The sequence below is a fragment of the Methylophilus sp. genome (genome assembly GCF_052437885.1).
GTDB lineage: Bacteria > Pseudomonadota > Gammaproteobacteria > Burkholderiales > Methylophilaceae > Methylophilus.
On sequence record NZ_JBQVPB010000015.1, the window covers coordinates 34,828 to 52,677 of the forward strand.

Genomic DNA, 17,850 nt, shown 5'->3' on the forward strand with positions numbered 1-17,850 from the left:
TTTGACTTTACTTAACAAGAGATGTGAATTTAACCGAGTTAACTGTTTTTTGCCAGATGGGCGCGGTGGAACCTGCAATTAAATGACAGCTGAATCGATATTCCCGTTTAGATATAACGATGCTAGAATCCCTGATTATTTAAGGGGTAAGACAAATCAGCACTATTACGTGCATCGATATTCCCAATTGGGAATATCGATAGATTTTCTTAAGACAGCAAGTACTGAAACGAGAGGACGACCTAAAGTGGCGGTTTCACATAACAAAAAAATGGCAGGCATCATCGCTTGCCTGCTGGGGGGCACCAGTGTGCAGGCACTGGCAGAAGACAACAGCAATAACAGCAATGTATTCACCCTGGGTGAGATCGCGGTAACCGGTAACCGCGACTCAGAAAACCCGTTGGGTACCGCCACGCTTGATCGTGAGCAACTGTGGGATTTTGGCAAGAACGGGGTCGCTGATGCACTCAACCTGATCCCCGGCGTCGCGACTACCATGGTTGCCGGGCAGGGCCGACGCAACGAGTCCGACATCAGCCTGCGCGGTCTGGACCGCACGCGGGTGCCGCTGACCATAGATGGCATACGCCTGTTTCTGCCGGCGGACAATCGTATAGACTTCAGTCGCTTCCTCACCGCTGACCTGTCTGAGATCCAGGTTGCAAAAGGCTATGTCTCAGTCATCAACGGCCCGGATGGCATGGGTGGTGCCATCAACCTGGTGACGCGCAAGCCGGTCAAAAACTTCGAAGGCGAGGTACGTTATTCCGCGCTGCTGGGTGGCGATGGCCAGTACGACGGCGATATCTGGTATGCCAACCTCGGCGGCAAGCAGGAGAAGTTTTACTGGCAAGCCAGCCTGCAGCAACGCGACATTGATGGCTGGCGCCTGTCTCGGGATTACAAATCAGATCTGCCTGCCACTGCTCCCAATTACCAGGGCAGCGGCCTGCGCAATTTCTCGGATTCCAGCGACTGGCGTGGCAGCCTCAAGCTCGGGTTCACGCCCAACGAGACAGACGAGTACTCATTCAACTACTCCAAGCAAAGTGGTGAAAAGCGTAGAGCGCCGCCAGTGCGCGGCAATGATGATGTGCAGAGCAGCGGTGTTAACACGCGTCTGTGGGACTGGCCGGTATGGGATACTTCCAGCCTTTACTTTTTGTCCAACACCCAACTGGGCGCCAAAAACTATCTGAAAACGCGGGCTTATTACAACACCTTTAACAACAGGCTGGATTTCTACACCGTGGCAGCCGGTGGTGGCAACCGCCTGGGCACGCTGGCGAACTCCAGCACCTATGATGACAACGCCAAGGGATTCAGTGTCGAATTTGGCACCACCTTTATTCCACGGCAAACCCTGAAAACCTCCTTGCACTACCGCCGTGATGAACACATAGAGATGAACAGCAACCAGGGCAATGCAGTCAACACCAACAACAACCCGCCTGAACCAAAGCAAAAAACGGTTGAAGATATCTGGTCGTTAGCGCTGGAAGACACCTGGCATGTCTCATCCACCATAGACCTGATAGCCGGGATCAGCCGCGACATGCGCGGCTCCAAGCAAGCGGAGGAATTCAATGTGCCAGCCCCTGGCCAGCCAGCAGCCCTGTTCAACCTGCCGGTGAAAGACACCAATGCGAATAACTACCAGGCGGCGGCGATCTGGCGTTACCAGCCTGGCGGCAAAGCGCATTTTTCGGCATCAGACCGGGTACGCTTCTCTACCATCTTTGAGCGTTTCAGTGGGCGTTTTGGCACTGCAGCCTCTAACCCTGGGCTAGACCCGGAACGCTCGCGCAATTATGAGCTGGGCATAGAGGATAATCTGGCGCCGGGCGTGCGCGGCACAGCCGCGATCTTTCATAACAAGATCAAGGATTATATCCAGGCCGTGCCGAATGCCGTGTTTGTTCCTGGCCCGGGTGGTGGCTTTGTCAACCAGAACCAGAACGTAGGTGTAGCCACCATCAAAGGGCTGGAGCTCGGTATCGTCGCCTCGGTCATGCCTACACTGGAAGTGGGCGGTAACTATGCATGGATAGATGCCGAGATATCCCCCCCGCCAGGCACAGTGACTGCGTATCCTTATCTGGCGACGCCCAAAAACAAGGGTTTCCTTTATGCAAAATGGACGCCCACCAGCCATTGGAATATCGTACCCAGTTATGAAGTTGCTGATAATCGCTGGTCACAGCAGATCATCGGGTTGCCGGGGCCTGGGTTTGTGAGAACCGGCTCTTACAACTTACTCAACCTCAAAGTCGATTACCGGGTAGTGAATGACTGGGTAGTGTCTTTTGCCGCCAATAATCTGCTGGACAAGAATTATGAATTATCGGCCGGCTATCCTTCGCAGGGTCGTAACTTCCTGGTGTCTACCCGTTACCAGTTCTAATTACCTTTGCCGCCCACACCGCCTGCCTGCACTGGTTTTGCACAAGCGGCAGGCGGTTCTAACAGTGGGCTATGCATGTTAAGCAGGAGTCATTTTATGTACTGTCGCCGCAAGCTTGTTGGCCTGTTGTGTGGATCATTGTTAGTCAGCGCCTGGCTGTTCAGTCTGCCAGCCCAAGCCACCGAAAAAGTGGTGATCATGACCAGCTATCCGCAAGAAATGATTTCGCAATTTGAAGCGGCATTTGAAAAGCAGTTTCCACAGTACCGGCTGGAAGTATTGTGGAAACAATCGAACGACGCCCTGCCCTACCTCATCCGGCATCAGGGCGAAGTGGATGTTTACTGGACGCCTTCACGGCAGAATTTTGTGCAGTTAAAGCAGCAAGGTTTATTGCAGACACTGGAGCCGGCCTGGATCAAATCACCTGCCAGTTTGCATGGCACTATGCTGAATGACCCGCAGGCTTATTATGCGGCGACGGAGATCGCCGGCCTGGGCATGGTCATCGCGCCTGCGGCATTTACACAAGCCAAACTTGCCGCCCCCAAGGACTGGCAAGACCTGACGCCAGCAACTTTGCAGGGCCAGATCGCATTTCCCTTACCTGCTAAGATCGGGTTTGCCGGGGGGCTGATTGATGCCATGTTAAAAGAAAAGTCCTGGCCTGAGGGCTGGGCTATGCTGACTAAAATCACCCTGAATGCGCGTTTTATAGAAAACGGCGCTACGTTTATCACCGATGAAGTCGCTGCCGGCCGTGCCATGGTCGGTATTACCATGGACTTTTTTGCGGCATCCGCGATCGCCAAAGGTGCACCCCTGCAATATATCTATCCGCCAGTGGTCGCTTATTCGCCTGCGCATGTGGCTATCCTTAAACATGCACCTCACCTGGCAGCAGCGCGCGATTTTGCAAAATTTACCTTATCGCCTGCCGGGCAACAATTACTGTTTACGCCTGATATTCGTAAATTGCCGGTAGCCCCTGCTGCCTATGCGCAGCGTCCTCAGGGTTACTTCAACCCTTACGCCGCAACAGCAGGCAAAGGTGAAAAAGTGCGCGACGTGGTAGAGCAAAACCTGTTGAATGCCTATTTCGAGGCCACGCTCGCCAAACATCAAAGCTTGCTGCAATCATTGTTTGTGAACCTGGCCTTTGCCAGACATTTGCACCGTGATACTGCGAAAATCAATGACATTGAACAACAGTTGTTGCAGCCGCTATTAGCCGAACAGCAACTGTTTACTGCCGAGAATTATCAGCGGTTTCAATCTGACCAGGCCAGCGAAAAAGAGCCGCTGATCAAACAATGGGCTGAGCTTGCCAAGACCCGCTATCTGTCTGTCGCTAATACATTACAGACATTGCTGGTCACACCGTAATGATGATTTGCAGAACATGCGGCTGATACTATGTGTATTCCTGCTGGCATGCGCATGCAGTGTAGCGGCGCAAGAGTCAGCGCTGACCACGCCTGTTCGTTCAGCGGATGCTTACACAAAACCTTACCCGGGCTTAACTGACCCACTCGCCCTCAAGGCGTTTCAGGATGGACGTACCTTATTTCGCCAGGTCTGGACTATACAAGGTGGCGAAGACCAGCGCTTTTCAGGGCTAGGGCCGCTGTATAGCCGTTTCTCCTGCGTCGCCTGTCATCCGGGCAATGGCCGCGGTTTTGCGCCGGACGGCCCAGCTCAAGCCATGAAAACCATGCTGGTACGATTGAGCGTACAAGACCCGCTACAGGGTAGTTTGCCGCACCCGGTGTACGGCGAGCAGCTGAATGAATTCGGTATCCCCGGCGTGGCTGGCGAAGGCCGCGCGCACATCAGTTATGCAACGATCACCGTCACACTGGGCGACGGCGAAACCGTGCAGTTACGGCAACCGGCACTGAGTTTTAGCGAGCTGGCTTATGGCCCGCTAGATCATGTGATGACTTCGGCACGCATAGCCCCCGCGGTATTTGGATTGGGCTTGCTGGATAATATTGCCGATGCTGAGATCCTGCGCCAGGCACAACAGCGCAAGCCCAAGGGCATTGCCGGGCGGCCGAATATGGTGTGGGATATTGCGCAGCAGAAAACGGTGATTGGCAAGTTTGGCTGGAAGGCGAATGTGCCTAATCTGCGCCAGCAGATCGCCAGTGCTTTTCATGGTGACCTTGGCATTACCTCCAGCCTGTTTGCCATAGAAAATTGCACACCACAACAAACTGACTGCCTTGCAATACCAACAAAAATCATGCCTGAGCTATCAGACCAGCAACTGGATGACATTCAGTTTTACCTGGCCGCCCTGGCAGTGCCGCAAGCGGAAGCGCCTGGCCAGGCGTTGCAACGCGGTGCCGCCTTATTCAGGCAGGCACAATGTTTAGCATGCCACTCTGACCAATTACGCACCGGGCAAAGCGCCAGTATCGCGCTGCTAAACCAGCGCAGCATTAGCCCTTATACCGATCTATTGCTGCATGATATGGGCGAAGGGCTGGCCGACCACAGGCCAGACTTTGCCGCCAATGGCCGCGAATGGCGCACGCCACCCTTGTGGGGTATAGGCCTGGCGAAGCAAGTGCATCCTGAGGCAGGATTTCTGCATGATGGCCGGGCGCGGAGCTTGCAGGAAGCGATCTTGTGGCACGATGGTGAGGGCAAGACGGCTAAACAGCGATATATGACTTTCAGCAAAGAGGAACGGGCATTACTGCTACTGTTTCTTGAGTCGCTCTAAAGCAGCAGCGGTCACATCAGCACAAAGTCTTTAGGCACTGGCAATGCCGGAATATCTGTATCGCCTAATGCTTCCTTGGTTTCAATTTCTATCACATCCGCCAGGGCACTGATAGGCAATGCATTCGCACCCATGGCAAATGGCTCTTCCAGCTCGTTACCGAGCGCATCCAGACCAAAGAAGGTGTAGGCAGCCAGCGCGGTGACAAAAGGCGTCGCCCAGCCCAGCGTGTTTGCAAAACAGAATGGCAGCAGAAAACAGAACGTGTAGGCGGTCCTGTGCAACAGCAGGGTATAGCCGAACGGGATAGGCGTATTTTGTATGCGTTCGCAAGAGGCCTGCACCTGCGCCAGTTTCTGTACCAGTTCATCGAGCATGTTGAACTGTATGGTATCGATGCGATCGCTATGCAATGCCTGTATCAACACACACTCCATGGCGCGCAATATCGCTTCGGCCGGGTTTCTGCTGTTTGAATACTCATGAAACACCGCTTCTGGCAGATAAGCGTGGATCTTGTGTTGCGGGTTGCTGGGCCTGAGTTGCACCAGCAACGCCTGGGCATAGGCGATATTACATTCGAGCAGGATACGGCGCGGGGATTGCGTAGTGTCTTGGTCACCATCCAGCACCTTGCTAGTACGGGCCAGGCTGCGCGCAGTCAGCACGAATTCGCCCCAGATCTTGCGTGCCTCCCACCAGCGTTCGTAACAGGCGTTATTCCTGAATGCCAGAAAGATGGATAAGGTGATGCCCAGTAACGCAAACGGGCCGCCATCGAACTTGGGCAACCAGCCTGGCTTGAAGGTATAAATGGAGACGATGACGGTGGAGAGCGTAGCCACGAATATCAGCAGTGGCATGATACGCAACACGATAGAACCTTTAATGATAAAAAACAGCTCTAGCAAATGCGGTCTGGGTCTGACGATCAAATGGTTTCTCCTGCGGATCGAACTATTGTTGTGATGTATACTCGATGGTTTAAGTGTATCTGCCAGCAGCCTGTTTGCATTTGCAAAAGAAACAGGGAAATCGGCTGGTTTAACGCTTTTTATAACCTGTCACCTTCATAACCGTCAGCGAGTAAATGATGATGTTGAAATGGAAAGATGTGCTCAAATTTGCCAGAGAAGGTAACCCAGAGCCAAGTCATACAGTAGTTAAATCACCACGCGAATGGCGTGACATTCTTGATGAAGACGTGTTCACCATCACGCGGCTGAGCGCCACCGAACGGCCGTTTTCATCCGAAATGTGTGAAGCGTTCACGCCAGGCCGTTATGCCTGTGCCTGTTGCGAGCAGCCATTGTTCGATTCCGGGCAAAAATTCGAATCTTCATCCGGCTGGCCTTCGTTTGACCAGCCACTGACGCCTGATGCGATCGCCTATATTGAAGATGGCAGCCATGGCATGCAGCGCATAGAAGTGAAATGTAATGTCTGTGATGCGCATCTGGGCCATGTGTTTCCCGATGGCAAAACTGAAAGCGGCTTGCGTTATTGCATCAACGGCAAGGCGACTACGTTTATTAGCGCTTAAGCGAGCAAGTTTATCCGCGCTAAAGCGACTATGTTTACCTGCGCTAAAGCGACTACGTTTATCCGCGCTAAAGCGACTACGTTCATCAGCACTTAAGCTTTATGCGCGTAAAAAAATACCCCCTGTGGACGGCTGTCCGCAGGGGGTATTTCACATCTGCTACTTATTTAACTAGATTTATTTAGCTAGATTTACTTTCCCAGTCTTCTGCCAAAGCTCACCGCGTAAGCCGTCGGGCGCGCCAGCAGGATAGGGTCCTGGCTGGCCTCTATGCCTTCGGTTAATTGCAGCGGATTAAACATCAGTGTTTTTTCTTTGGCTTTGCTATCTGCCACTACTGATTTCAGCGTCAATGTGCCTAATTCCACTGTTTTGCGGCTTTCTGGCCACTGTATGGTGGCATTATTCACTTCGTCGCCCTGCTCGGCGATTTGCAGCAACAGCTTGTACTGCACGCTGTGTTTTTTTACCCGCTCGGCGATATCGGTCATCAGGTAATCTGGCGCTGCTGCGTCGGTCGCTTCCTTGCTCAGGTACTGCGCACCGGCCACCGGGATGATCTGGTAACGGCCGTAGACACTCTGCCCGGCCGCATTGGTGAATTTAAACGCATTCACGCCAAAAAATGGCTGGGCGGCAAAACTGACTGGCGCTGGCTTGGGTGTGGTCACAAATTTCAAGGCTGCCGGGTGTGTGCCTAAAAACTGTTCCACCGGGCTGGGTTTGGCCGTGCTGTTCTGTGAATCACGCACGGCATTGAGCAAGCCTAAAAAATCCTCAGGTGTGGCCGCCGGAAAGTTATTTATCGAGATGCTGACTATATCGGTCGCCAGGCCATCTTCGAGTTGAAAACGGATGGCGATGCCTTTTGGGAAAGCATTGCCGTTGGCATCCGGGATGTTAGGCACGCCAGTGGCATCAGAAAACCTGACCAGCACCGGGCTATCTGCCTTCTGCAGATGTGCCGCCTTGCTGATGCTGGCCGCTTGCGCTGCAGGCTTGAATGTCCCTTCCAGCATCACCCCTTTGGCGTGGTTGGAACGAAAGCCGGCGTGCGGCCCGCCAGATAGCGTGGTCAAGGTATCGACCAGTTGCTCAGTGACCGGCTTGGCCTGGTCTGCTGTTTTATCGTCGGCCACAGCGGGATGAGCAGTAATAAAAGAAGCGGCTGCTAATGCGCTGATGAGTATTTTTATTTTCATGATGATGTCCCTTTCAATCTGTGAGGTAAAAAAAAATGTGTTTTATCGATCTTGCAAAATTAAATAGTGCACTATGTTTATGACATAAAAAATATAAAAACAACCCCAACTACTTATGCAACCATTTTTATCCTGCATGCTGGATCAAATGGTTGCGTAATACCTTCATACGGTCACGCAATGACACCAGTTCTTCGACCGGGCAACCCATGGCACATAGCATCTCATCCATAAGATCGGATGTCTGTAGCCGCAAAGCACGCCCGGCATCGGTCAGGCAGATAATGACCTGCCGCTCATCCTTACTAGACCGCACCCGTTGTAACAACTCGGCCGCCTCCAGCCGTTTTAACAATGGCGTTAAAGTGGCCGAATCAAGAAACAGCTGCTCGCCTATATCACTGACGCTGCGCTGATCGCTCTCCCACAACACCAGCATCACCAGATACTGCGAGTAAGTTAAACCCAGTTTTTTCAGCAATGGCCGGTAAGCCTTGTTAATGGCCAGCGACAGTGAATACACGGCAAAACATAATTGCTCATTTAAGATCGGGGTCTTGCTCTTGGTGGTGCCAGTCATGCAGCGATTATATATAGCGCGCTATTTAATAGCAATAAAAATTAATGGCTTATTTATTAAACAATCTGATGATGGCTTTCACCACGAAATTACCTTTGTTATGCATTCTGAGTTTGCTCATTTTGTGCTCCTTTAAACATGAGTCACATATTAGAACGAATGCATCATTGAATAAAATTGAATGTTTTTATCAGGCTGATAAGGGAAATTGATAGAAGCGGCATACTGCAGACGCGCGGTGTCTGGGCTGGGGCTGGGGCTGGGGCTAGCGCAACGTTGACCAGGCAACAGACTTAACGTGGTGGATTAAAGCCATCCAGCGGGTTGACGGCAAATGACAGGTCATCACCGATATCGATATCGATCTCGTTCTGGCCTTCCCAGCGTTCCAGCCAGATAGCGAAATCTTTTTCCGGCATAGGCTTACCTATGAAATAGCCCTGCCCTTCATCACAGCCCAGTTTGGCTAACTGGCCCAGCACTTCTTCGTTCTCAATGCCTTCAGCCACCACAGTCAGGCCCAGGTTATGCGCCAGGTCTATGGTCGATTTGACTATGCTGGCATCACCGGTATTTTTATCCATAAACATCACGAACGAGCGATCGATCTTGAGCTCTTGCACTGGCAGTTGACGCAAATAAGCCAGCGAGGAATAGCCGGTACCGAAGTCATCAATGGCCAGGTGCAAGCCCATGGCTGCCAGCTTCCTGACTACCGTTTCGGCGCGTTCCGGGTCCTGCATCAGGCTACCCTCGGTGATTTCCAGTTTGAGGGCTTTTGCATCCAGCCGGTGCGTCTTCAGCAGGTCAGCGATCTGCTCCGGCAGTTCCATATTATTCAGATCGCGGGTGGACAGATTCACCGCCAGGCTCATGTGCAAGCCCTGGCTTTTGTAATCAGCCAGCACCTGGCAGGCACGCAGCAGCATCCAGTTGGTGATCTCGCTGATGATGCCGGTCTGCTCGGCAAACGGGATGAACTGGTCAGGGAAGATCATGCCTTTTTCAGGATGCACCCAGCGGATAAGTGCTTCGCCACCCAGCGTCTTGCGGGTTTTCACATCGATCTTGGGCTGGATGTAAAGTAATAGCTGACTCTTATGGATCGCTTCTTTTAAATCGGAGATCAGGGTCAGCGTTTCCGACTGGTCGATCTCAAGCGCCGTGTTGTAGACTATCCATTCTGCCTTTTTGACTTTGGATTCATGCAGGGCGGTTTCGGCATGATTGAGCAAGGCTTCTTCACTCACGCCATGGTCAGGATACAGCGCAATACCCATGGCGATGCGCACATCTATCGCTTGCCCTTGCACGTTGACCGGCGCATCGAAAATACGATTGATCTTGTCGGCATACTGCGTGGCTTTGGCCTGGTCTGCGTATTGCAGCAGTATGGCAAACTCATCGCCGGACAAACGGGCGACCACATCATGCTCAGACAGGATATTTTCTTTTAACACCTGGCCGACATGGCGCAACAAGTCATCACCGAAATCCCGGCCCAGCGTTTTATTAATCGGTTTGAAACGGTGGATGTTGATCACCAGCACACTGAATTTCTGCTGCGTTTCTGCATGCCGCGTGATCGCCTGCTGCATGCCTTGCATAAATGCCAGCCGGTTAGAAAGCCCGCTCAGCTCATCATTGAACGCCAGGCGCTGTATGCGTAGCGTACGTTGCAACACCGCCTCGCGCATGCTGTTAAGTGCTTTACCCAGATAGCCGACTTCATCGCTGCTATTGATATCTATCTCTTTTGCATAATCACCCATGGCGATCTCGTCGGCATTTTTCACCAGCTCGGCGATAGGCTCGGTGATTTTGCGCGAAACATACCAGATCAGTGCGGCAAAAATCAGCACGCCCATAAAAGTGAGCACCACCATGCTTTGAAAAAGCTGGCTCAACTCCCGCGTAAACGGCGCGACCGAGCCTTGCAGCACCACCAGCAGCACTTCGTCTTTGGTTTCATGCAGGGAGCGTATCTTGAGGTGGTAGGTCTGGCCGCGTAAATCGACTTTGTGCAGTGACAGTTTTTGCTTGTAAATATCAGAGATGGTTTTGACCAGCACGTTAGAGAGCTGGCTGGTGCTGGTGCCACTCATCAGTTTCCAGTCATGTTGCGCTGTTTTTTGCAAAAAGGTGACATCGAGATGCGTCAGCTGCTTGATCTGGTCTGCCAGCCGGCCATCGACGGCAAAGCCCATGACGATCCAGCCTATCACATCGGGTGCTTTTACCGGCACGGTGATCAGTTGATACGGCTTGCCATCGACGATATCAAACTTGAGGGTACCGTTCTGGTTCTGCAAAACGGCTTCGCGCGCGTCTACATCAAATTTACTATCGGCCGTGCCTATCACCAGGTCTTCACTATTGCTGATGTAATAAGCGACCTGGGCGTGTATGCGCCCCTGATAACTTTCCAGCGCGGACTTGATGGTTTCGGCATCGTTACTGGCAACCGCATCGCGGAAGGCGAAGTCAGCGGCCAGCACTTGCGTGGCTTGTTTCAGGCTTTGGGTGTTGTGTTGCAGCAGGTTAACGAACACGCGCTCACCGACGTTGATCTGCTCCTCGGCGAGTTCGTTCGCATGTTTACCCAGCGCGTACTTCAGCGGTATGAGGCCAGCCAGTTGAATAGCGACAACAACGGAGAGAAATGTAAACGCTATTCGAGAGCGAATATGTTTGAACTTGATCATGCAGTCTTATTTTTATGGAATCGACACTTTAACCTCAGTAGCCCCATCAACTTTTACCTTTTGCTCGGTAGCCGGCTTGTTCACCCCTGGCGACCATACCTGATAAGTATATTGGCCTTCGCTCAATTTGAGCATAGCCCGGCCTTTATCATCCGTTTTAGCAAAAAATGGTGTATCTACTATGTATATGTACCCTAACATAGAATCGTGAATGTTGCACCCCAAGGTCACCACACCGGCCTGCTCGAACGGCAGCGGATTGGTAGGCACACCTGAATACAATTTTAATTCAAATTTCTTGGCTGGGGAGAAAGAGTACACATGATGCCGGAATGAGTCTTCGTTAGGGAAACTAATATTGGTCCCGGTCTGTACCACGGTGATCTTGGGGTTGAACATTTTGTTTTTTTGTACGATCTTGCCGGTCGCATTCGGGTTACTGGCCGGGGTCTTGCCATCATAAAAAGCGACAACGGCGTCAGTCACCGCATTGCCCGCGGCATCGGTCACACTCACAGTCACCGTGTCTGCATGGGCCACACTCACTATGGTCGCTGCCAATACCAGCCACACTGTACGTACGATCGCAGCCAGCATCATATTTCCTTTATTCATTTTAATTGGTGACCACATCATGCTTCATCGGTGCCAGTATCCTCAGCAACTCGTTCTTTTCTCTGGTGCCTATGCCATTCGCATCTATGCGCTCGCGTAACACATCGACCAGAAGCTCGAACTCTGCCGTGGTGATATGCAGATCTGCATGCGATTTCTTCATGGTTTCGCCTTCGTAAACGCAATCACCACCGGTTTTGATGCAGAGGAAATTCGTCAGGCTTTCCTTTAAGGTCTTCATCTTAACATCTTCAAAGGAGCGCTTGGTGCGTGGGTCCTTGCTGACGATATCCAGGGTCTGGTTCGAGATACGGCTCAATATGGGCAAGCCGCCTATCCGCTGGAACAAGCTGGCTTCTGGCTTGGGCTGCAGGGCACATCCGGCACATAACAATACCAGCATGGCAATCACAAAACTACGCATAGGTTATCTCCATTACTCTTTTGGCCAATGCTCGCATCATACAACTGCGCCGCGTGAAGCATATGGCAAAAAAAACTGTATTCCAGTGTTTTTTCACGCAATTATATTTATCGCGCCAGTTGGATAATGCAGCTATAAACGAATCAAGCGAGGTCTTTATGCATCAGCTAAAATTTATTGCCACTGTGCTATCCGTCGCACTGGCATTCTTTGCACCATGTTCACTGGTGCATGCCGGCGATCGCTTACTGGCGACCGGGGGCGTGACACAGGTTGAAGGCTCGGCTGGCGGTGGATTGATGCCCTGGGCAGTGATCAGCGGTTATGGCACAGACAAACAAGTCGGCGGCTCTGCGTTTTATACACATGCTGAAACCAAAGCCGATTACAAATTAAATTCAGCCGGCATTTCATTAGGCTTTATGAACCGCGTTGAAGTCAGTGCCGCCCAAACCAGGTTCGGCCTGGGCAAAACGGTACGCGGTGAAGAAATCCGCCTGAATACGCTAGGTGTGAAATTGCGCCTGATGGGCGATGCGATTTATGACCAGGACACCTGGCTGCCGCAGCTCTCGGTAGGTGCTCAATACAAATATAACGAAGACTTTGACTTTATCCCCAAAGCACTGGGTGCCAAAGACCGTAGCGGTGTCGATTACTACCTGGCCGCCAGCAAATTGTTTCTGGGTGCGGCTAACGGCTACAACCTGCTAGTGAATGCCAACTTGCATGCCACTAAAGCCAACCAGTTCGGCCTGCTGGGTTTTGGCGGTGACAGACGTGACAGTTACCGCATCTATCCTGCCGTTTCTGCGGCAGTGATGTTGTCTGACAGCTTTTTGGTAGGCACCGAGTTGCGCTTTAAACCGGATAACCTTTCCGGCGCAGAAGAGAAAAAAGCCCAGGATATATTTCTGACCTGGTTTCCGCATAAAAATGTTTCGGTGACCGGGGCTTATATAGACCTGGGCACTATAGCCACCAAAGAGAACCAGACCGGCTGGTATTTATCCGGGCAGATCAATTACTGATATCAGCCGTGAAGGCTAACTGATATTCCAGCACTGAAGGCTGGGCAGAAATGACAACGGGCGCTGATAGCGCCCGTTTTTCGTAGCAAGGAACAATTACTTGTTCATTACGTACATAGTTACTTCAAAGCCGAAACGCATTTCGGTAGCAGCTGGTTTTGTCCACATGATTGATTTCCTTTTCGCTAGTTTGTTAGATAGTTTTGTTAAATCATTGCGCTTTAGCATTTGCTATCACGTGTGACCATATTAAAACTGCGCACCAAACTTGTCGTGCTTAAACTGCGCGACTGGCTATCATGATTTTCATGAGACTGGGCTAAGCAGCGTTCCCGCCACGCAATTCTTTGATCTTGCGCAATAACTTGCGCATGCCTTTACGGCCTATGGTGCGTTTTAAACGCACCTTGAAATCATATAAATAAAACGGCAGTAAGGTGCCGATATTCAGGCTGTGCCCGGACAGACCCAGATACAGTGTCAGAAACTGCTTGCGCCCCTCCCAGTGCAATTTCTGGATGGCACGGGTCAGATCGGCGATGCGTTCACTATACGGAGTAGCCGTCGCATAGGCATGCAGGCGCGCGGTATCGATCAGCGAGAATGTCAGGCGTTCATCCTGCTGGCTGACCAGGATATTACCGCCGGAGAAATCCCTGAAATAAATGCCGGAAGCATGCATATGCAGACAGAACAGTGCAAACGCCTGATACAGGTTTTGCGCAGCCACACCATGAAAGCTTTGCTCGCCCTGGCTGAAAGCGATAAATGCCTGGGCGATAGTAAAGTCGTGCGTGACATATTCACAAATAAAGAAATTCTGCTTCAGGCTGCTGTCGTCTACGCGCTCGAAAAAGGCTAGCGGCATGGCAGTGCCTACGCCACGGCGCAACAGCTCCATGGCGCCGTTCCAGCTGCGTTTGGCCTTGCTGGGCTTAAAGCGGTCCAGCACCGTCTTGTGCCAGTGCATCCTCACCGGCTGTTTGACGGTGACTTTTTTGTTTGCCGACCGCGGGTCAGCGATCGGCCAGATCGCATTGCGCGCATGGCGTAGCGCCTGTTCTTTGGCTGGTGCTCTGAGGGTACCGGGGTGCCAGGCATACCACAGCTGCGCCGCCTGCTCACTGCTTTCAGCCAGTATCATGCCGCGCCAGTCGGCTTCCTGCACCGGGTAATACTGCAGGCCCTGAATATGGGCGTGGATGATGGTCTGCGACAGTTTGGGGGCAGCGGTATGTAATTCCACGGTCTCGATCGCATCCCACATCAGGTAGACCGGCGTTTCGCTGATCAAGGCCGGTTGTGCAATAGACTGCCCATTGCGATTGATACACTCCACCTTGCGCAGGCTGGATTCCGCATACACCTGGTTCAAGATGGCGCAGTGGCCATTGATGGCCCACACCACATGGATCAGTTTCTGATGCTTGCGCAGCTGGTGGATCTCCAGACCATTGCCAGTGGCCAATGGGCCGATATAGTGCGCGCCATTCAGCCAGCGCGCGATGGTTCTCAGGGCCGAGAAACTCGGGTTGCGCTGGTATTCATGCAGATTGCCATCGGCCGACTGGTAATAGGCCACCCGCTCCAGTGCCGGGTAGCGCGCCTCATCCAGGCCGTCATTGATCACCCCTTCACGGTGGCAGATCATGGCGCCCCAGTTGGCCTGCTGCAAGGCACCAGAGGCTGCCAGCAGGGTGAAATAGCGCGTGACATAATCTGCCTGCTTTTGTGCGCCATCGGGCAAATGGCGCTGGATGCGGTAAATGGCCCAGAATGCCACCGGCGAAACCAGGCTGGCAACGCCAAAATCCGCGCCTATCTTTTGCAGCAAGCGGGCTTTTTTGATCAGGTTGAATTTTAAGCAACGGGTCCAGCGGAACTGGAAAATACGGTGATCCGGCTGCTCGGGCTCTATCACGCGCTCTACGAACAGGTTATTGCTATGCACATCCGGCAGCAGGTGTTCTGCCTGCAATTTTTTGAAGGCGCTGATGTTATACAGCGGCTCAAAGTCCTGGATATTCGGGCCGACCACTTTGACACCGTATTGCCTGGCCAGCCTATGCGCGATCTGCCACGCCTGCAAAAAGCCCGGCCACTGATAGCCTGACCAGCGTTTGCGGTTGATGGTATTGCCGATCTCAAGGCTGGCGATCTGCGTAGCATATTGCTGCAAGAATTGTTCAACGAACTGCTGCCACCTGGCCTGCACTTGCGCATCCAGCATATGGCGGGCAATCGCAAACGGCTGCACCAGGTGCACATCCACCAGCAGGCTGGCATCCAGCAGACGCTGCAACAACCTGACCTGGTGCACAGTCATCTCATCATCGCCTATATCCAGCCGCACCCGGCCCAGCCCCAGGGCTGCCAGTTGTGCCAGCACATAATCATCGGTTTCCGGCTGCTCGCTGGTGGCGACACAGATGCCTATGAAATGGGTGGGGATCACATGATCTGCAACCGGCAAATGGCTGTTTTTAAGCCGCAGGCCGCCCTTGAAGATATAGGCCAGCCCATCTTGCACTACCTGCCGGGTCAACATGCTGGGCAAAGGAGAACGTTTTACAGCCACTTGTTACTCCGGCAAGCGATAACGCTGCTCTTTATAAAGCAAGGCCGGCAACAAGGCATTGGCTAAAGCCTGTTCGGCCAATGTCTGCCCGTCCGCTGGCGCGGCGGTATTTTGCAGTTTCTTGCTTTGTGGATCGTAATGGCCGAATGCCGGGGCTTTGCCTTCGCGCAACACGACCACCTCATTCTGCTCAATCGTGGGGCCCAGTTGCTGCATCCAGCCGTAATTAGAGTTGTATTGCATCATGGCACGACCGCGATAATCGGCGCTGATGTTAGACAGATCATGGCCTGTCATCGGGTGCTGGGCGGCGATACCCATCAATGACAATACGGTGACTGGCAGATCGATCTGGCTGGCGATAGCATCCACCGCTTTTGCCTCAACCGCACCGCCCAAAATCAGCGCCGGGATATGGAAATGCTCTATAGGCACCAGCGTATCACCACGCACCCGGATATCGTGGTCGGCCACGATCAGGAACACAGTGTCGTTCCAGTACGGGCTGGCCTTGGCTTTCTTGAAAAACTCGCCTATGGCATAGTCGGCATATTTCACCGCATTGTTGTCGGTCGCTTTCGGCTGTTCATACAGTGTGATGCGGCCATCGGGGAATTCAAACGGCGCATGGTTGGAAGAGCTGAATGCCAGGGTGAAGAATGGCTTGCCGCTGGCATGATGTGCCAGCAATTGCTCATGGGTCTTATTCAGAAGATCTTCATCCGAAGCGCCCCAGCTGGCAACGAATACCGGCTGCTTGAAATCCGGCTGGTCAGTGATCTGCTGAAAGCCATTGCCCATGAAAAAACTGCGCATATTGTCAAAATGAGACTCGCCACCATAGATGAATTCGGTGTGATAGCCTTGTTTGCCCAGCAGGGAAGCCAGGGTGAAAAAATTGCCCTGGCTTAAACCGAGCTTGACCGTACTATCGGCAGGCGTGGGTTGAAAACCTGTCACCACAGCCTCAATACCGCGCACAGAGCGCGTGCCGGTCGCAAACAGATGCGTGAACCAGATGCCTTCGGACTTGAGTTGTTCCAGATTGGGTGTCACCGGCTTGCCGCCCAGTGATTCAACAAACCCGGCACCCAGGCTTTCCTGCAGCAAGATGACCAGGTTCAATGGTTTATCGCGTTTCACCGAAGGCACCAGTGTGGTCAGGGTGGGGATATCGCCGTCTTTGGCGCCGGTGAGGGCAAATATTTTTTCGCGCGGCAACTTGCCATACATCTCGCTCGATTTAGCCTCGTGCTGCAAGCTATAAGCGGCATAAAACACCGAATAGGTGGAGTTCAGGATCAGGCTGTTGACCATGCTGTCTTGCGTGATGGCAAACAGGGCCGGGTTAGCCGGCCGGTGCGTGAGTGTAGAGCGAATGGCAAACGCCGTCAGCACCAGAATAAAGGGCCACACCAGCCATACCGCCCAGTTAGACCATTTTGCCTCTGCCTCACGCCAGGGTTTGAGCAGTTTGTAGACCAGCACTAACGCCAGCAGGGCCATGCCCAGGCCAAAAAACAGTTCTAGCTTGAAGCCCTGCCATAGCATGCCGAACACTTCATGCGGATATTTGAGGTACTCAACAAAGATACGGTTGGGGCGCACATCGTATTCGAGTATAAAACCAGGGGTGGCTGCTTCGAGAAACACCAGCAGCACCAGTGAAAGCAACACCCAGCAGAAAGTGAATGCACGCCAGACATGAAAGCGTTTGCGCGTGGCAAGCACAGGCGCCAGTAATATAGGGATGATAGCCAGCAAGCCTAACTGTATCAGGTCCACCCGCACGCCCTGCAGCAGAATCTGGCACAGCTCGCCGGTGGCGAGTACGCGCTCCCACTTCCAGCCCACCAGCCCCAGGCGGGTCAGGGAGAGAAACACCAGCCCGCTTAAAAACATCACGATCAGCGGCGCAAAAGGCCCAAACCAGTGACCTATGGTCCAGAGCTTGGAGTGTGAAGGAGGCTTACCGAAATAACTTGATCGCATGTTTTGCTTAATCAGAATTGATTCAAGCGTGTCATTATA

The 17,850-nt window shown here is 52.6% G+C and carries 14 protein-coding genes; 5 read left to right on the plus strand and 9 right to left on the minus strand.

All coding sequences use genetic code 11. The features are described from left to right. Window positions 1–247: 247 nt before the first annotated feature. The 3 genes from ACT6RZ_RS13455 (at window position 248) to ACT6RZ_RS13465 (ending at window position 5,141) form a co-directional block, all read left to right on the plus strand. Window positions 248–2,407, plus strand: a complete 2,160-nt coding sequence (locus ACT6RZ_RS13455; RefSeq protein WP_444702606.1) for a TonB-dependent receptor plug domain-containing protein — start codon at window positions 248–250, stop codon at window positions 2,405–2,407. A gap of 96 nt (window positions 2,408–2,503) precedes the next feature. Beyond that, a complete protein-coding gene (locus ACT6RZ_RS13460) occupies window positions 2,504–3,793 on the plus strand; it encodes an ABC transporter substrate-binding protein (protein WP_444702607.1) in 1,290 nt (429 codons plus the stop codon). A 16-nt stretch (window positions 3,794–3,809) separates the two neighbouring features. Further along, window positions 3,810–5,141: a di-heme oxidoreductase family protein gene (locus ACT6RZ_RS13465; RefSeq protein ID WP_444702608.1), complete on the plus strand. Its 1,332-nt coding sequence runs from the start codon at window positions 3,810–3,812 to the stop codon at window positions 5,139–5,141. A gap of 11 nt (window positions 5,142–5,152) precedes the next feature. Here ACT6RZ_RS13465 and ACT6RZ_RS13470 read toward each other — a convergent pair whose 3' ends face one another. Continuing rightward, complete coding sequence (locus ACT6RZ_RS13470) at window positions 5,153–6,076, minus strand: bestrophin family protein (protein WP_444702609.1); 924 nt, start codon at window positions 6,074–6,076, stop codon at window positions 5,153–5,155. 158 nt (window positions 6,077–6,234) lie between these two features. Between ACT6RZ_RS13470 and msrB the strand changes: the two genes are divergently transcribed. Next, window positions 6,235–6,684, plus strand: coding sequence for a peptide-methionine (R)-S-oxide reductase MsrB (gene msrB, locus ACT6RZ_RS13475; protein WP_444702610.1), 450 nt, complete (start codon window positions 6,235–6,237; stop codon window positions 6,682–6,684). Between the two features lie 191 nt (window positions 6,685–6,875). Here the strand turns inward: msrB and ACT6RZ_RS13480 are convergent, their stop codons facing one another. From ACT6RZ_RS13480 to ACT6RZ_RS13500, 5 genes are all read right to left on the minus strand, one after another. Next, complete coding sequence (locus ACT6RZ_RS13480) at window positions 6,876–7,886, minus strand: catalase family peroxidase (RefSeq protein WP_444702611.1); 1,011 nt, start codon at window positions 7,884–7,886, stop codon at window positions 6,876–6,878. Window positions 7,887–8,013: 127 nt separating this feature from the next. After that, on the minus strand, window positions 8,014–8,466 hold the full coding sequence (locus ACT6RZ_RS13485) for a MarR family winged helix-turn-helix transcriptional regulator (protein ID WP_444702612.1): 453 nt from the start codon (window positions 8,464–8,466) through the stop codon (window positions 8,014–8,016). Window positions 8,467–8,759: 293 nt separating this feature from the next. After that, entirely contained in the window at window positions 8,760–11,171 is a 2,412-nt protein-coding gene (locus ACT6RZ_RS13490) for an EAL domain-containing protein (protein ID WP_444702613.1), read from the minus strand. A 12-nt stretch (window positions 11,172–11,183) separates the two neighbouring features. Beyond that, entirely contained in the window at window positions 11,184–11,786 is a 603-nt protein-coding gene (locus ACT6RZ_RS13495) for a methylamine utilization protein (protein WP_444702614.1), read from the minus strand. Window position 11,787: 1 nt separating this feature from the next. After that, entirely contained in the window at window positions 11,788–12,210 is a 423-nt protein-coding gene (locus tag ACT6RZ_RS13500; RefSeq protein WP_444702615.1) for a group I truncated hemoglobin, read from the minus strand. 158 nt (window positions 12,211–12,368) lie between these two features. On the opposite strand from ACT6RZ_RS13500, the gene ACT6RZ_RS13505 reads away from it, so the two are divergent. Next, window positions 12,369–13,241: a DUF3034 family protein gene (locus ACT6RZ_RS13505; RefSeq protein ID WP_444702616.1), complete on the plus strand. Its 873-nt coding sequence runs from the start codon at window positions 12,369–12,371 to the stop codon at window positions 13,239–13,241. 96 nt (window positions 13,242–13,337) lie between these two features. Here ACT6RZ_RS13505 and pqqA read toward each other — a convergent pair whose 3' ends face one another. From pqqA to ACT6RZ_RS13520, 3 genes are all read right to left on the minus strand, one after another. After that, the gene (pqqA, locus tag ACT6RZ_RS13510) at window positions 13,338–13,409 is read right to left on the minus strand and encodes a pyrroloquinoline quinone precursor peptide PqqA (protein ID WP_081624291.1); all 72 of its coding nucleotides are present in this window, start codon (window positions 13,407–13,409) and stop codon (window positions 13,338–13,340) included. 151 nt (window positions 13,410–13,560) lie between these two features. Further along, window positions 13,561–15,819, minus strand: a complete 2,259-nt coding sequence (locus ACT6RZ_RS13515) for a lipopolysaccharide kinase InaA family protein (RefSeq protein WP_444702617.1) — start codon at window positions 15,817–15,819, stop codon at window positions 13,561–13,563. Window positions 15,820–15,822: 3 nt separating this feature from the next. Further along, window positions 15,823–17,811 carry an LTA synthase family protein gene (locus ACT6RZ_RS13520; RefSeq protein WP_444702618.1) on the minus strand — a complete coding sequence of 663 codons (1,989 nt, stop codon included), beginning with the start codon at window positions 17,809–17,811 and terminating at the stop codon, window positions 15,823–15,825. Window positions 17,812–17,850: the final 39 nt, after the last annotated feature.

What these genes read in the sequence shown, in the direction of transcription:
- ACT6RZ_RS13460 (WP_444702607.1), top strand. Translation starts at nt 2,504, where the DNA reads ATGTACTGTCGCCGCAAGCTTGTTGGCCTGTTGTGTGGATCATTGTTA.
- ACT6RZ_RS13465 (WP_444702608.1), top strand. Translation starts at nt 3,810, where the DNA reads ATGCGGCTGATACTATGTGTATTCCTGCTGGCATGCGCATGCAGTGTA.
- msrB (WP_444702610.1), top strand. Translation starts at nt 6,235, where the DNA reads ATGATGTTGAAATGGAAAGATGTGCTCAAATTTGCCAGAGAAGGTAAC.
- ACT6RZ_RS13480 (WP_444702611.1), bottom strand. Translation starts at nt 7,886, where the DNA reads ATGAAAATAAAAATACTCATCAGCGCATTAGCAGCCGCTTCTTTTATT.
- ACT6RZ_RS13485 (WP_444702612.1), bottom strand. Translation starts at nt 8,466, where the DNA reads ATGACTGGCACCACCAAGAGCAAGACCCCGATCTTAAATGAGCAATTA.
- ACT6RZ_RS13490 (WP_444702613.1), bottom strand. Translation starts at nt 11,171, where the DNA reads ATGATCAAGTTCAAACATATTCGCTCTCGAATAGCGTTTACATTTCTC.
- ACT6RZ_RS13495 (WP_444702614.1), bottom strand. Translation starts at nt 11,786, where the DNA reads ATGAATAAAGGAAATATGATGCTGGCTGCGATCGTACGTACAGTGTGG.
- ACT6RZ_RS13500 (WP_444702615.1), bottom strand. Translation starts at nt 12,210, where the DNA reads ATGCGTAGTTTTGTGATTGCCATGCTGGTATTGTTATGTGCCGGATGT.
- ACT6RZ_RS13505 (WP_444702616.1), top strand. Translation starts at nt 12,369, where the DNA reads ATGCATCAGCTAAAATTTATTGCCACTGTGCTATCCGTCGCACTGGCA.
- ACT6RZ_RS13520 (WP_444702618.1), bottom strand. Translation starts at nt 17,811, where the DNA reads ATGCGATCAAGTTATTTCGGTAAGCCTCCTTCACACTCCAAGCTCTGG.